General features: G+C 70.4%; 10 protein-coding genes. 1 reads left to right on the forward strand and 9 read right to left on the reverse strand.

Annotation, left to right across the window (positions count from 1 at the left end; translation table 11 throughout):
- Window positions 1–338 precede the first annotated feature (338 nt).
- Window positions 339–2,210: a translation elongation factor 4 gene (gene lepA / locus H1D24_RS26055; protein ID WP_181660128.1), complete on the reverse strand. Its 1,872-nt coding sequence runs from the start codon at window positions 2,208–2,210 to the stop codon at window positions 339–341.
- A gap of 241 nt (window positions 2,211–2,451) precedes the next feature.
- Here lepA and rpsT point away from each other — a divergent pair, with 241 nt between their 5' ends.
- A complete protein-coding gene (gene rpsT / locus H1D24_RS26060; RefSeq protein WP_181660129.1) occupies window positions 2,452–2,718 on the forward strand; it encodes a 30S ribosomal protein S20 in 267 nt (88 codons plus the stop codon).
- A 552-nt stretch (window positions 2,719–3,270) separates the two neighbouring features.
- Here the strand turns inward: rpsT and holA are convergent.
- The 8 genes from holA to leuS all read right to left on the reverse strand — a co-directional run bounded on the left by holA (window position 3,271) and on the right by leuS (window position 14,876).
- Complete coding sequence (holA, locus tag H1D24_RS26065) at window positions 3,271–4,266, reverse strand: DNA polymerase III subunit delta (RefSeq protein WP_181660130.1); 996 nt, start codon at window positions 4,264–4,266, stop codon at window positions 3,271–3,273.
- Between the two features lie 144 nt (window positions 4,267–4,410).
- Complete coding sequence (locus H1D24_RS26070; protein ID WP_181660131.1) at window positions 4,411–4,656, reverse strand: hypothetical protein; 246 nt, start codon at window positions 4,654–4,656, stop codon at window positions 4,411–4,413.
- Window positions 4,657–4,706: 50 nt separating this feature from the next.
- Complete coding sequence (locus tag H1D24_RS26075; RefSeq protein ID WP_181660132.1) at window positions 4,707–5,588, reverse strand: YceI family protein; 882 nt, start codon at window positions 5,586–5,588, stop codon at window positions 4,707–4,709.
- A gap of 225 nt (window positions 5,589–5,813) precedes the next feature.
- Window positions 5,814–8,456: a ComEC/Rec2 family competence protein gene (locus tag H1D24_RS26080; RefSeq protein ID WP_181660133.1), complete on the reverse strand. Its 2,643-nt coding sequence runs from the start codon at window positions 8,454–8,456 to the stop codon at window positions 5,814–5,816.
- A 161-nt stretch (window positions 8,457–8,617) separates the two neighbouring features.
- Window positions 8,618–9,814 (reverse strand): ComEA family DNA-binding protein, encoded by a 1,197-nt coding sequence (locus H1D24_RS26085; RefSeq protein ID WP_181660134.1) that lies wholly within the window; start codon window positions 9,812–9,814, stop codon window positions 8,618–8,620.
- 171 nt (window positions 9,815–9,985) lie between these two features.
- Window positions 9,986–10,831 carry a DegV family protein gene (locus H1D24_RS26090; RefSeq protein WP_181660135.1) on the reverse strand — a complete coding sequence of 282 codons (846 nt, stop codon included), beginning with the start codon at window positions 10,829–10,831 and terminating at the stop codon, window positions 9,986–9,988.
- Window positions 10,832–10,981: 150 nt separating this feature from the next.
- Window positions 10,982–11,749: a hypothetical protein gene (locus tag H1D24_RS26095; protein WP_181660136.1), complete on the reverse strand. Its 768-nt coding sequence runs from the start codon at window positions 11,747–11,749 to the stop codon at window positions 10,982–10,984.
- A gap of 220 nt (window positions 11,750–11,969) precedes the next feature.
- The gene (leuS, locus tag H1D24_RS26100; RefSeq protein ID WP_181660137.1) at window positions 11,970–14,876 is read right to left on the reverse strand and encodes a leucine--tRNA ligase; all 2,907 of its coding nucleotides are present in this window, start codon (window positions 14,874–14,876) and stop codon (window positions 11,970–11,972) included.
- Between the last annotated feature and the right edge of the window lie 235 nt (window positions 14,877–15,111).

Genomic DNA, 15,111 nt, shown 5'->3' on the forward strand with positions numbered 1-15,111 from the left:
TGCGGCTGGTGTTGTTTAACTCACGAGTAACCATCGAGCAGTGATCAGGGTAAAGGTGAGATGCCCTGCACGTAAGAGGCCGCGGCCTGTCACTTCCTACAGAGACGGGGCGTTTCCCGCAGGCACGGTGCGCGGCGGGAGCCGCGCACCGGCGCACATGCGACACAGGGCACATACAGCACAGCGCACATACGGCACACATATGGAAGGGCCCGCCGCGCCGTGGTGGCGCGCCGGGCCCTCCCCCAGTGCATTGAGGGCCTGGGACGTACCCCCACTCGTCCTGTCCTGATTCCCTTGCCATGGGCCGGAGCTGCTTCCCGCCCTCGGCGCCCGGCCTACTTCTTGCTCTTGGACTGGCCGCCGTCGTCGCTGGACAGCACCGCGATGAAGGCCTCCTGCGGCACCTCCACGGAGCCGACCATCTTCATCCGCTTCTTGCCTTCCTTCTGCTTCTCCAGCAGCTTCCGCTTACGGGAGATGTCACCGCCGTAGCACTTGGCGAGGACGTCCTTGCGGATGGCGCGGATGGTCTCGCGGGCGATGACCCGGGAGCCGATGGCCGCCTGGATGGGCACCTCGAAGGCCTGCCGCGGGATGAGCTCCCGGAGTTTGGCGACCAGCCGCACGCCGTACGCGTAGGCCGCGTCCTTGTGCGTGATCGCGGAGAACGCGTCGACCTTGTCGCCGTGCAGCAGGATGTCGACCTTGACCAGGCTGGAGGTCTGCTCGCCCGTGGGCTCGTAGTCGAGGGAGGCGTAGCCGCGGGTCTTGGACTTCAGCTGGTCGAAGAAGTCGAAGACGATCTCGGCGAGCGGCAGGGTGTAGCGGATCTCGACGCGGTCCTCGGAGAGGTAGTCCATGCCGAGCATCACGCCGCGCCGGTTCTGGCACAGCTCCATGATCGAGCCGATGAACTCGGACGGCGCAAGGATCGTCGCCCGTACGACCGGCTCGTACACCTCTCCGATCTTGCCCTCGGGGAACTCGCTCGGGTTGGTGACGATGTGCTCGCTGCCGTCCTCCATGATCACGCGGTAGACCACGTTGGGCGCGGTGGCGATCAGGTCGAGCCCGAACTCGCGCTCCAGGCGCTCACGGATCACGTCCAGGTGGAGCAGGCCCAGGAAGCCGACGCGGAAGCCGAAGCCGAGCGCGGCCGACGTCTCCGGCTCGTACACGAGGGCGGCGTCGTTGAGCTGCAGCTTGTCGAGGGCGTCGCGCAGCTCGGGGTAGTCCGAGCCGTCCAGCGGATAGAGGCCGGAGAACACCATCGGCTTGGGGTCCTTGTAGCCGCCGAGAGCTTCGGTGGCCCCCTTGGACTGCTGGGTGATGGTGTCACCCACCTTGGACTGGCGGACGTCCTTCACGCCGGTGATCAGATAGCCCACCTCGCCGACGCCGAGGCCGTCGGCCGGCAGCATCTCGGGCGAGTTCGTCCCGATCTCGAGGAGCTCGTGGGTCGCGCCCGTGGACATCATCCGGATCCGCTCACGCTTGTTGAGCTGCCCGTCGACGACTCGTACATACGTCACGACGCCGCGGTAGGAGTCGTACACCGAGTCGAAGATCATCGCGCGCGCGGGGGCGTCGGCGACACCGACCGGGGCCGGGATCTCGGCGACGACCTTGTCAAGGAGCGCCTCCACACCCAGGCCGGTCTTGGCCGAGACCTTCAGCACGTCCTCGGGCTCGCAGCCGACCAGGTTGGCGAGCTCCTCGGAGAACTTCTCCGGCTGCGCGGCCGGCAGGTCGATCTTGTTGAGGACCGGGATGATCGTGAGGTCGTTCTCCATCGCCAGATACAGGTTGGCGAGGGTCTGCGCCTCGATGCCCTGGGCCGCGTCGACCAGCAGGACCGTGCCCTCACAGGCCGCGAGGGACCGGGACACCTCATACGTGAAGTCGACGTGCCCGGGGGTGTCGATCATGTTGAGGATGTGGGTTCGGCCCTGGCCGTCGCCCGTGGTGGGCGCCCAGGGCAGCCGTACAGCCTGGGACTTGATCGTGATGCCGCGCTCGCGCTCGATATCCATACGGTCGAGGTACTGAGCGCGCATCTGCCGCTGCTCGACCACACCGGTCAGCTGGAGCATCCGGTCGGCGAGAGTGGACTTGCCGTGGTCGATGTGCGCGATGATGCAGAAATTGCGGATCAGAGCCGGGTCTGTACGGCTCGGCTCGGGCACATGGTCAGTGATCGCGGGCACGCAGGGTCCTGTCTCTTGAGGCGCCTGTCGCCTCGGGTCGGATCAAGTCGGATCAATACGCAGGTTCCATGGTCCCACGGGCCGGGGGGTGCGACTGGTTTGGGCCGCCAGGGGAGCCGCTGGTAACCTGGGCAGCTGTGTCTCATGCCCTCTCAGCGCGAGGCACGAAGCAAGACTAGGAAGAGAAATCACCGGTACGGGACCTGCACGGCCCCGTGCCTGAACCTGAGAAGGCTCATTCGTGGCGAACATCAAGTCCCAGATCAAGCGGATCAAGACCAACGAGAAGGCCCGGCTGCGCAACAAGGCCGTCAAGTCCTCCCTGAAGACCGCGATCCGCAAGGCCCGCGAGGCCGCTGCCGCGGGTGACGTCGAGAAGGCCACCGAGTACACGCGCGAGGCTTCGCGCAAGCTCGACAAGGCTGTATCGAAGGGCGTCATCCACAAGAACCAGGCCGCCAACAAGAAGTCGGCGCTGGCTTCCAAGGTCGCTTCCCTCAAGGGCTGAGTCGGCTGGGCCCTCGTGGCCCATCCCCTGACTTGACCGCCGGAAGGACCCAGAGCGGGCCCTCTCTCATCCGCTCCCGACCGGCACCCGGCACCGCACGCGGCCTGCGTTCGCCACGCGGGTGCGGCGCCACAGTTGCTTGACTCGAAGGCCCCGGCCTCCGCCCCTCCCCCGGGCGGTGGCCGGGGCCTTCGGCGTACGGCCACGGCACACACCCGCCGACGTGGGGTGCGCCCAACCGCACCTTGCCAAATGAGGGCGGGACCCACACAGAAGGACCCACACAGAAGGGTGGAGACCGACGGGCGTAGTCCGCCCGAGGCAGCCACCGCCTCCCAGGGCCGCGCCGCGCGGAGCGCTTGGACCGACCGGCAATTGGAGGGTGGGAGAAGGAGCGGGGTCTGGTGCGTGCAGCTGCAAGGCGGAGGAGGGAGTGATGGCGGAGCCATCGCGACCCACGACAACGCGGCTGGGGGCACCTCCCACGCCCTCAAGGCAGTGGGGGAGTGCGTGCCAGACCCCGCGACGCCGCCCTCCAATTGCCGGTCGGTCTTAGCCCCGCCGGGCCCTCGCGGCCCGAGCGATCGTGACGACCGCCTTCTCCAGGGCGTACTCGGGATCGTCACCCCCGCCCTTGACGCCGGCGTCCGCCTCCGCAACCGCCCGAAGGGCAGCCGCAACCCCGTCCGGCGTCCACCCCCGCATCTGCTGCCGCACCCGATCGATCTTCCACGGCGGCATGCCCAGCTCTCGCGCGAGATCCGCCGGGCGGCCGCCGCGCGCGGACGACAGCTTTCCGATGGCCCGCACTCCCTGCGCCAGCGCACTCGTGATCATGACGGGCGCTACCCCGGTGGCGAGCGACCAGCGCAGTGCCTCGAGCGCCTCGGCCGCCCGCCCCTCCACCGCACGGTCGGCCACCGTGAAGCTGGAGGCCTCGGCCCGGCCCGTGTAGTAACGCCCGACCACGGCTTCGTCGATCGCGCCCTCGACATCCGCGACCAGCTGCGACACGGCGGAGGCAAGCTCCCGCAGATCACTGCCTATCGCGTCGACCAGCGCCTGGCACGCCTCGGGCGTCGCCGAGCGCCCCACTGTCCGGAACTCGCTCCGCACGAACGACAGCCGGTCCGCGGGCTTGGTCATCTTGGGGCAGGCGACCTCCCGCGCGCCCGCCTTGCGCGCGGCGTCCAGCAGACCCTTCCCCTTGGCGCCACCCGCATGCAGCAGCACCAGCGTGATCTCCTCGGCCGGGGCAGCGAGATACGCCTTCACGTCCTTGACCGTGTCGGCCGACAGGTCCTGCGCATTGCGCACGACCACGACCTTGCGCTCGGCGAAGAGCGAGGGGCTCGTCAGCTCGGCGAGCGTGCCGGGCACCAGCTGATCCGGGGTGAGGTCACGCACGTCCGTGTCGGCGTCGGCGGCCCGGGCCGCCGCCACGACCTGCTGCACGGCACGGTCGAGCAGCAGATCCTCCTGCCCCACGGCAAGCGTGACGGGCGCGAGCGGATCTGCCTGACCGGCGGTTTCAGTCTTCCTTGCCATCGCGCCCAAGCATCCCACGCCCCACTGACAACGGGCTCCGGTCATGTGCCGCCCGGAACCGCGCCGGCAGTCCGGGAGGCCACGAGACGAAAGACCGCATTCGCGGAAGGCCGCACCCGGACTACGGCCTCCCGGGACGCCATGTCACGGCTCCTCGCGCCAGCCGTCCCACTCGGCCGCGAACTCGTCCAGCGCCGCGGGCGCGAGCCGGTCCTCCGGGTCCTCGACGACCAAGAGCCACTGCGCGTCCTCGGCGTCGTCCTCGCCGGCGAGAGAGTCCCTGACGAGCTGCGGCTCCTCATCCACGCCGAACCGTTCGCCGAGCGCCTCGGCGGCCTCCTCCGCGGCATCCCGGTCGGGCAGCACCAGCACATGTCTCACATCACTCACGCACACAGTTTCCGGTACCGCCGAGGGTCCGATCCGTCGGGCCCTTGCCTTCAGACCTTGGGAACGACCTGCACGTCCAAGTCGATCTTGATGCTGGGTCCCACCACCGCGATGCCGCGCGCGAGCATCGTCTGCCAGCTGATCGTGAAGTCGTCGCGGTGCAGCTCGGTGGTGGCGCGGCAGGCAGCGCGCGTCTCGCCCTCCATACCGGTGCCGACGCCGAGGTACTCGGTGTCGAGCGTGACCGTGCGGGTCACGCCGTGCAGCGTGAGCGCACCGGTGATCGCCCACCGGCTGCCGCCCCTGTGTACGAACCGGTCGCTGTAGAACTCGAGCACCGGGAACCGGTCCACATCGAGGAAGTCCGCGGACCGCAGGTGGTCGTCGCGCATCTTGACATTGGTGTCGATGGAGGAGGCATCGATGACCACATGCATCGCCGAGTGCTCGACGCGCTCGGCGATGCGTATGACGCCCGCGAACGTGTTGAACCGGCCGTGGATGCGAGCGAGCCCGATGTGCCGCGCCGTGAAGCCGATCGAGGAGTGCGTCGGCTCGATCTCCCAGTCCCCGGGCTGCGGCAGCGCCGGAAGCTGGGCGACGTGCAGCGTGACATCGCCGAGCGACGCGTGCGCGCTCTCACCCACCGAGGCGTTCGTGTGGTACGGCGTGAAGCCCTCCGCCAAGACCGCCAGGCGGTAGTCGCCGGCGGGTACGGTCGCGACGAAGGAGCCGAAGGGGTCAGTGCTGCCGCTGACCACCGTGCGCCCCATCTCGTCGTTGAGGGCGAACTCGGCGTTCCGCACCGGCTCGTTCACCGGGTCGAGCACCCGGCAACTGACCAGGCCGGCCGAGTGCGGCACCGGCACCGCGGAGAATGGACCCGAGCGCAGAGCCCGACTTGTGTGATTTCCCCGCCGACGGCCGAACATGCGCAACATCCCCCTGTGCGACGTGCCTCACTATTTTCGATGATGCATTCGACCACCGATGTGGCATTCGAGGCAACTCACGCTCACATTGCGGGAATGCTGCGGAAGTAATGCGAGCTGGCACGAGTAATCCGAATTCGTCAGTGGAGATGGCGTTCGTCAGGTGAAATGAGGTTTCTGTGGGTAACACCCACGACGACACCTCAACCACGGCCACGACGAGCCTCAGTCCTCTCTGCCAAGCCCTTGTCCCGGCGGCGCGCGGGCGGCCTCACGGCCTGTCGTCGGCCCTGCGTCAGCGGCCGCCCACAGCAGTCCCTCTTCCGCCGCGCCCATGACGGCCAAGGCCCCGTCCCTGTCCGTACGGAGCACCGTGGCGCCCCCGCTCTGCAGCGCCGCGACGGTGCTGGGCGAGGGGTGCCCGTACGGGTTGTCCTCGCCGCATGAGATCAGAGCCAGACGGGGAGCGGCGCGGCGCAGCAGCTCGGGATCCTGGTAGGCCGAACCGTGATGGGCCACCTTCAGCACATCAACGCGTGCCAGTCGCGCCCCCGCTGGGGTCCGCAGCAGCTCCCGCTGCGCGGGCGGTTCGAGATCTCCGAGGAACAGCATGGTCAGCCCGGCGGTGCGTACGAGCAGCGTGACGCTGGCGTCGTTCGGCCCCTCCGGCACGGGCGCCGGGCGCGGTGGTGGCCACAGCACCTGCCATTCGAGGGGCCCTGCGCGCCGCAGCTCCCCCGCCACGGCCCGGGTCACCTGGATGCGCCGTGCGGCCGCTTGTCTGCGGACGAACTCGGCTTGGTCGAGCGGCTCCTGAAAACCGGTCGTCTCGATCGCCCCGACCGACCGCCCACGCAACACCCCAGGCAGTCCCGCCACATGGTCGGCATGGAAGTGGGTCAGCAGTACCAGCGGGATACGAGTGATACCGAGCGAGCGCAGACAGCGGTCGGCCAGCACCGGGTCGGGCCCCGCATCGACGACCACTGCGCTGCCGCCCCCTGTAGAGAGCACGGCGGCGTCGCCCTGGCCCACGTCGCACATCACCAGGCGCCAGCCGGGCGGCGGCCATCCGGTGATCACCCTGGTCAGTGACGGCGGTTGCATCACCACGATCAGGAGCAGCAGGGCGCATGCCGTGCTCCACCAGGGGTGCCGCACCATACGCCGGCCCACCAGCACAACCACGCCCGTGGCGAGGGCGAGCAGAAACCCCCCGCTCCAGCCGCCCGGCCAGTCCACCCCGTTGCCGGGCAGTGCCGCCCCGGTACGGGCGATCGTCGCGATCCACCCCGTGGGCCAACTCGCGCACCAGGCCAGTGCCTTGGCGAGAGGCATCGCCACAGGTGCCGTCGCCAGCGCGGCGAAACCCAGCACCGTGGCCGGTGCCACCGCGAACTCAGCCAGCAGATTGCAGGGCACCGCCACCAGACTCACCCGCGCAGCCAGCACTGCCACGACGGGCGCGCAGACGGCTTGGGCGGCGGCCGCGGCGGCCAATGCCTCGGCCAGCCGCGGCGGCACACCGCGGCTCCTGAGTGCCGCGCTCCACCGGGGCGCGATGGTGAGCAGGGCGCCGGTGGCCAGTACGGAGAGCAGGAAGCCGTAACTGCGCGACAGCCACGGGTCGTACAGCACGAGCAGCAGCACCGCCGCGGCCAGCGCGGGGATCAGGGAACGGCGGCGTCCGGTGCCGATCGCCAGCAGTGCGATGCCTCCGCAGGCAGCTGCCCGCAGCACGCTCGGGTCGGGTCTGCACACGATGACGAAACCGAGGGCCAGGGTCCCGCCGAGGAGCGCGGTCGCCCGCAGGGGAATCCCGAGGCGCGGGGCGAGACCTCCCCGCTCCGCCCTGTGGGCCCTCCCGGGCGGTCCGATGAGCAGGGCCAGCAGGATCGTGAAATTGGCCCCGCTGACGGCGAGCAGATGCGTCAGATCAGTCGCCCTGAACGCGTCATGCAGGACTGCCGGTACGCGAGAGGTGTCGCCCACCACGAGCCCGGGCAGCAGCGCCCGCGCGTCCGGCGGCAGCCCGTCCGTGGCCTCGCGCAGCCCGGCGCGCAGCTCTCCCGCGAAGCGTTGCAGCCCGGACGGTGCTCCCACCACGTGGGGGGCTGCACCTCGGCTCACCCGCAGGACCGCAGCGATCTGTCCGCTGTCGGCCAGCGGCGGGGCGAGCCGCGCCTGCACACGCAGCCGTGTCGAGGGAAGCAGCGCCTGCCAGGGGGAGCCCGTTCCAGAGCCCGGAGCCGGCCCGTCGGGTTCCCGTGAGGTGGGCGGGATCGCATCGGCGATCAGGAGGACCGGTGTGCGGGTCGAGGTTTCCGTTCCGCCCGCCGTCGTGACACGGAGCACCCGGGCGTCGATGACCACACTGGTCGGTGCCACATGATCCCCTGTGACGCGCGGTCGCGTGAGGCGTGGATCCGAGCTCACCTCCAGCTCCGCCGTCACCTCGGCGTATCGCGCCGCCAGCGCAGGGACGGGACCGCGGCGTACGTCCGCCCCGTGCAGAACCGCCGAGGCGGTTGATGCGCCCGCGCAGAGAAGAACAGCGGCCACGGACAGGCGTCCCCACGCGTGCCCTGATCCAGCGAGGTGCGCCTGCCTCCTCGCTCTCCCCATCGCCCCTGGCAGCACCAACATCCCGGCCGCTGCCACGCAGAGCGCCACTGCAAATGCCGCCCAGCTCGGCGGTGCACCCAGCGCGAGGGCTGCCGCAGCCCAGGCTGCGAGCGCGGGCGGCACCAGGCGGAGATCGGCAGGCCCTTCCTGACGCGGGTGTGCCGCACCGAGCCGGTTCCCGGACGCGGCGTGCACAGCCGCCCGCGGCGGCGGGAGTGCCGTGCCCGGCCGGGTGTCAGTCATCGGGGGCCGCACCCCTGGGGAGGCCGGGGAGTCACCTCTCCTCGCCTCCACCGCCTCCACCGCCTCCGCCGCCTCCGCCGCCTCCGCCGAGGGGACCCGCGCCCTCGACCCCGGCGAGGGCACGGGTCCTCGCGTGCCGGGTGCGCGAACCTCCCGCCGCCTCATGGCCGGACGAGATTCTGCAGATCGGCGAAGCGTCGGTCGCCGATGCCGTTGACCTCGCGGAGCTCGTCGACCGAGCGGAAACCACCGTGTTGTGTGCGGTAGTCGATGATGTGCTGTGCCAGCACGGGACCGACGCCCGGAAGGGTGTCCAGCTGTTCCGCCGTGGCCGTGTTGAGGCTGACGGGCCCGGCGGCGGCCGCGCCGGAGCCGGCCCCTGCTGCACCCGGCACGGCAGGCCCTCCTCCGGCGGCGCCCGGGGGCCCGCCGACGACGACCTGCTCGCCGTCCATGAGAAGACGCGCCCGGTTGAGCCCGCTGATGTCCGTGCCGGGGCGGACACCGCCTGCCGCGCGCAGCGCATCCGCCACCCTGGAGCCGGCGGGAAGTCGATGGATTCCGGGCTTGCCCACCTTCCCACTGACGTCGACGACGATCTGTCCGCCGCCTCCGGCCGGGAGGGCACCTGCCGCTGTCCCTGCCACCACCCCGGCGGAGGCGTCCGGCGCCGCTTCCTCCCCAGCGGCTGCCGGAGACTCTGCGCGCACGACGTCAGGCGCGCGCACCGGCTGGGTCCGCCCCGTCCAGAAATGCTGAACCGCGAAGACCGCCGCGGCGATGAGAACCACCGCGAGTGCAGTCACGCTGCGCCGCTCGAGCCCGCACCTCAACTGCAGCCACAGCGGAAGCCGTTCCCGTACGGCCAGTGCCGCCCGCCCACGCCACGACGGCTCCATCCGTTCCGCGGGCCCCGTGGCCGCAGACTCCGCAGCCGACCCGGCCTCCGCGGGCTCCGCCGCACGCGGTTCGGTCGCCACGGTGCCCTCCGCCGTGCCCGTACGACCCGCCTCACGGCTCGGGACGGCGGTCGGCCGAGTGCCCGTATCGCCGTCCGCCCCGGGCGGCGGACCATGCTCCGACTCCCTCCGCCGCCCTACCTGATCCGCATCCGCGAACAGTGCCTCCGCCCGCAAGCGCAACGCCTCAGCCGAGGCACGTCGGCGGCCGGCGCGCCCCCGCCCGTACCCGTACCCATAGCCGTAGCCGTAGCCGTAGCCGCGGTCGTGCCCGTAGCCATAACCGTGACCGTGCCGTCGGCCAAGACGTCGACGCGCCCGGACGTCGGAGGCGGGCCCGCGCCCCGGCCCGCTCGTGACGACAGCGGCCCTGTGACTGGAAGGTGATCGAAGTCCCATGGACGCGAAGCTATGCCGCGCAAAAGCAACCCGCTGATCTTGCTCAAATCCGGTGGATTACCCAGCAGTTGTGGATAACTCCGTCACCCACAAGGGGGTGCGCCCACGCCGACCAAGCCCGCGCCCACGCCGACCAAGCCCACGCCCAAGCCCAAGCCCACGGCCTCACGCTCACCGAGGCGAGACAACAACCCCCAGCAACCCGGGCCCCGTATGGGCCCCGATCACCGCGCCCACCTCGCTCACATGGAGGTCGGCCACCCCGGACACCCGCTGCCGCAGCCTCTCGGCGAGCGCCGATGCCCGTTCCGGCGCGGCGAGATGGTGGACGGCGATGTCGACGCGGCCCGTTCCGGCACGCTCGGCCACGACCTCCTCGAGGCGGGCGATCGCCTTGGACGCGGTCCGCACCTTCTCCAGGAGCTCGATGCGGCCGCCGTCGAGCTTCAGCAGCGGCTTCACCGCGAGAGCCGATCCGAGGAGCGCCTGTGCGGCGCCGATCCGGCCGCCGCGGCGCAGATAGTCGAGGGTGTCGACGTAGAAGTACGCGTACGTGCCCTTGGCCCGTTTCTCGGCGGCCGCGACCGCCTCTTCGACGGTACCTCCCGCCTCCGCGGCCTCGGCCGCCGACAGGGCGCAGAAGCCGAGCGCCATGGCCACCATGCCGGTGTCCACGACACGGACGGGCACGGCCGCCCGTCCCGCAGCGAGCACGGCGGCGTCGTACGTTCCCGACAACTCAGACGACAGATGCAACGAGACGATCCCCGTGGCGCCGGCCTCGGCGACCTTGCGATATGTCTCGGCGAAGGCCTCCGGACTGGGCCGGGAGGTGGTCACGGGCCGCCGCTCCTGCAGCGCCTGGGCCAGGGAACGTGCCGAGATCTCGGTGCCCTCGTCGAGCGCCTGGTCGCCCAGGACCACCGTCACGGGTACCGACGTGATGCCGTGGCGCTCCATCGTCGGCTTCGGCAGGTAGGCCGTGGAATCCGTGACGATGGCGACATGGCGGGACATGAGCTGGAGATTACCTGTCGGGGCGCCCGGGCGGCAGCCCGGCCCCACCGGCCTTCCACCGGATCACCCACCGGCACGCTGCCGGATCGCCCTCCGGACTCATGCCTTCTGCCCGATCGCCACGACGGCAATCGCGTCGGGGCTGGTCTCTCAAGTCGTGTTCTCCGGGCGGGCCTTCTTCTGCCACGAGTAGGTGACCCCCGGGCCCGGCGGTGTGATCGCGGGCCGGGTCGGCTCCTGGTCTGCCTGTGCCGTGGCGTCCCGCCAGGCCTGTTCGGAGGCAGCCTCCTCGGGCCGTGGGGCCTCCGGCCACGATGCGGCGGTACGCGACGCCGACCCCGGCGATGAGCCCGCATGCCGCGGCTGCTCCGGCTCCGTCGTCCAATGCCGCAGGGCGCCCGCCTCCACGTCGATCTGTGCGCTCAACGACTCCAGGTCGTCGTCCGCGAAGCGGCGCGCGCGGTCACGCGCCGCCCAGCGCAGCGCGTCCGCCGACTTCGTGATCTGCTCCATGCGCTCCCGCAGCGCGGGCAGCTGCTCGGCGAGGCGCGCCCTGTCCGGCTCGCTCTCCAGGCGCTTGAGCTCGCCGTCCAGCTCGTGGCCATGGACGCTCAGGCGCTCGAAGAGGCCCAGGGACTCCTTCAGCGAGGCGTCCTCGGCCACGGCCGCGTGCAGCGCATCCTGGGTGGCCCGCATCGACGTGCGCAGATGCAGCCGGAGCTGGGCCAGCTCACCCACCGCGCCCGGCTGTGCGAGCGTCCTCGCGCGCAGCGTCGTGTCCTCCACCGTGCGTCGGGCCTGGGTGATGGTGCGGTCCACTCCGCGCTTCGCAGCACCGACTACCTTCACCGTTGCGTACCCCGCCACGGCCAGGAACAGCACGAAGATCAGCGCCACGACTGCGATCACGGCTTCCATGACGCTCCTCCCAGGGCCTTTTCCCGTTCTCCCAAGGTAAACGGAGGAGGCAGGCCGGGGGTTCCTGTGGAACCCCCAACCTGCCCGTAGGGGACTACCCCGACCCCTTCACGCGAGGTCGATGTCGACCTTCACGCGGTGAGGATGCAGACCCACCCCGATCCGCGGCCAGCGGCCCGCGCCTGCGCAGGTGCACAGGTCTACGCAGGTCTACGCAGGTCTACGCAGGAACGATGTTCACCAGCTTCGGCGCCCGCACGATCACCTTGCGGATGCCCGCGTCGCCCAGCGCCGCCGCGACCTTCTCGTCACCCAGCGCCACCTTCTCCAACTCCTCGTCGGAGATCGACGGAGAGACCTCCAGGCGGGCCTTGACCTTGCCCTTGATCTGCACAACGCAGGTCACGGTCTCGTCCACGACGTACGCCGGGTCGGCGACCGGGAAGTCGCGGTGGACGACCGAGTCGGTGTGGCCCAGCCTGCGCCACAGCTCCTCCGCGATGTGCGGGGCCAGCGGCGCGACCAGCAGCACCAGACGCTCGGCGACCGAGCGCGGCACCGGCCCTCCCGCCTTGGTCAGGTGGTTGTTCAGCTCGGTGACCTTGGCGATGGCGGTGTTGAAGCGCATGCCCTCCAGGTCCTGGCGCACACCGTCGATCGCCTTGTGCAGGGCGCGCAGCGTGTCCTCGTCGATGTCGGACTCCGCGACGTCGACGACGGTGACCTCTCCAGTCGTCTCGTCGACGACGTTGCGCCACAGCCGCTGCAGCAGCCGGAACTGGCCCACCACCGCGCGCGTGTCCCACGGCCGCGACACGTCCAGCGGGCCCATCGCCATCTCGTACAGGCGCAGCGTGTCGGCCCCGTACTCGGCGGCGATCTCGTCCGGAGTGACCGCGTTCTTCAGGGACTTGCCCATCTTGCCCAGCAGCCGGGAGACCTTCTCCCCCTGGTAGTAGTACGCGCCGCCGCGCTCCTCCACCTCGGCGGCGGGCACCGCGATACCGCGGCTGTCGCGGTAGACGTAGGCCTGGATCATGCCCTGGTTGAACAGCTTGTGGAACGGCTCGGCCGACGAGACGTGCCCCAGGTCGTACAGCACCTTGGACCAGAAGCGCGCGTACAGCAGGTGCAGCACGGCGTGCTCGGCGCCGCCCACGTACAGGTCGACGCCGCCGTGCGGCCGGCCCTCGCGCGGACCCATCCAGTACTGCTCGATCTGTGGGTCGACCAGCTTCTCGCTGTTGTGCGGGTCCAGGTAGCGCAGCTCGTACCAGCACGAACCGGCCCAGTTGGGCATGGTGTTGGTCTCGCGGCGGTACTTCTTCGGGCCGTCGCCCAGGTCCAGCGTGACGTTGACCCAGTCCTCGTTGCGGGACAGCGGGGTCTCGGGCTGGGTGTCGGCGTCGTCCGGGTCGAAGGTGCGCGGCGAGTAGTCGTCGACCTCCGGCAGCTCCAGCGGCAGCATCGACTCGGGCAGGGCGTGCGCGATGCCGTCCTCGTCGTAGACGATCGGGAACGGCTCGCCCCAGTAGCGCTGGCGGCTGAACAGCCAGTCCCGCAGCCGGAAGTTGACGGTGCCCTGGCCGATGCCCTTGCGCTCCATCCACTCGGTGATGCGCGCCTTGGCGTCGACGACGCCCAGGCCGTCCAGCGAGATGTCGTCGTTGGAGGAGTTGATGATCTTCGCGTCGTACGACGCGAAGGCGTCCTCCCACGTCGACGTGTCGGTGCCGCGGCCGTCGGTCGGCTCGACGATGCAGTGGATCGGCAGCTCGAAGGCGCGCGCGAACTCGAAGTCGCGCTGGTCGCCGGCCGGGACGGCCATGATCGCGCCGGTGCCGTAGCCCATCAGGACGTAGTCGGCGATGAAGACGGGGACCTGCTCGCCGTTGACCGGATTGGTCGCGTACGCGCCGATGAAGACGCCGGTCTTGTCCTTCGCCTCGGCCTGCCGCTCGACGTCCGACTTCGAGGCGGCCTGCGCGCGGTACGCGGCGACGGCCTCGGCAGGGGTCGCGTGGCCGCCGGTCCACACCTCGTGGGTGCCCTCGGGCCAGGCGCCCGGGGTGAACTTCTCGACCAGCGGGTGCTCGGGGGCCAGCACCATGTAGGTCGCGCCGAACAGGGTGTCCGGGCGCGTGGTGAAGACCGTGATGCGCTCGCCGTCGATCGGGAAGTCGACGCGGGCGCCCTCGGACCGACCGATCCAGTTGCGCTGCTGCAGCTTGATGGCCTCGGGCCAGTCCAGCGCATCCAGGTCGTCCAGCAGCCTGTCGGCGTAGGCCGTGATGCGCATGTTCCACTGGCGGAGCTTGGCCTTGAAGACGGGGTAGTTGCCGCGCTCGGAGCGCCCGTCGGCGGTGACCTCCTCGTTGGCCAGCACGGTGCCCAGACCCGGGCACCAGTTGACGGGCGCGTCGGAGGCGTACGCCAGGCGGAATTCGCTCAGGACGTCGGCGCGCTCGGCGGCGGTCAGCTCGTTCCACGCGCGCGTGGTGCCCGGAACGGCACGCTCACCGCTCTCGAACTGGGCGACCAGTTGCTCGATGGGGCGGGCCTTCTTCGCCTCCTCGTCGTACCAGGAGTTGAAGATCTGCAGGAAGATCCACTGGGTCCACTTGTAGTAGTCCGGGTCGATCGTGGCGAACGACCGGCGCTTGTCGTGGCCCAGGCCCAGGCGGCGCAGCTGCGCCGTCATGTTCTCGATGTTGGCCTCGGTGGACACGCGCGGGTGCGTGCCCGTCTGCACGGCGTACTGCTCGGCGGGCAGGCCGAAGGCATCGAAGCCCAGGGTGTGCAGGACGTTGTGGCCCGTCATGCGCTGGAAGCGGGCGAAGACGTCCGTGGCGATGTACCCCAGGGGGTGGCCGACGTGCAGGCCCGCACCGGAGGGGTACGGGAACATGTCCATGATGAACTTCTTGGGCCTGGCCGCCAGGGCGGGGTCGCCCGCCAGGTCACCCGTGGGGTTGGGGGCCTCGTACGTCCCGTCGGCCTCCCAGAAGTCCTGCCAGCGTGCCTCGATCTCGGCTGCCATGGCGGCCGTGTAGCGGTGCGGCGCGGCCACCTCGGCGGTGGCCCCTCCCGCGCTTTCGGCAGCGGGGGAGGAATTCGTCTCGCTCATGATCCTCAAAGCTCCATCGATCGTCTCTGCCAGCGGTCCGGAAGCCGTTCGCGACCGGTTCGGAAATGAAAAAGCCCCTCGCACAGGAGGGGACGCCGCGCCGATTCCGACGGGTCTTTTCATCCGTCGGCACTGATCAGCGCGGCCCGCTAAGCAGAAGGCGTACGGCACGCATGGCGTCAGGGTACCGCAGCCCTCGCGCGCCCCGCGACGAGCTTCCGCCGGGGGCGGAACC

This window comes from Streptomyces himalayensis subsp. himalayensis, assembly GCF_013778455.1.
Lineage (GTDB): Bacteria > Actinomycetota > Actinomycetes > Streptomycetales > Streptomycetaceae > Streptomyces > Streptomyces himalayensis.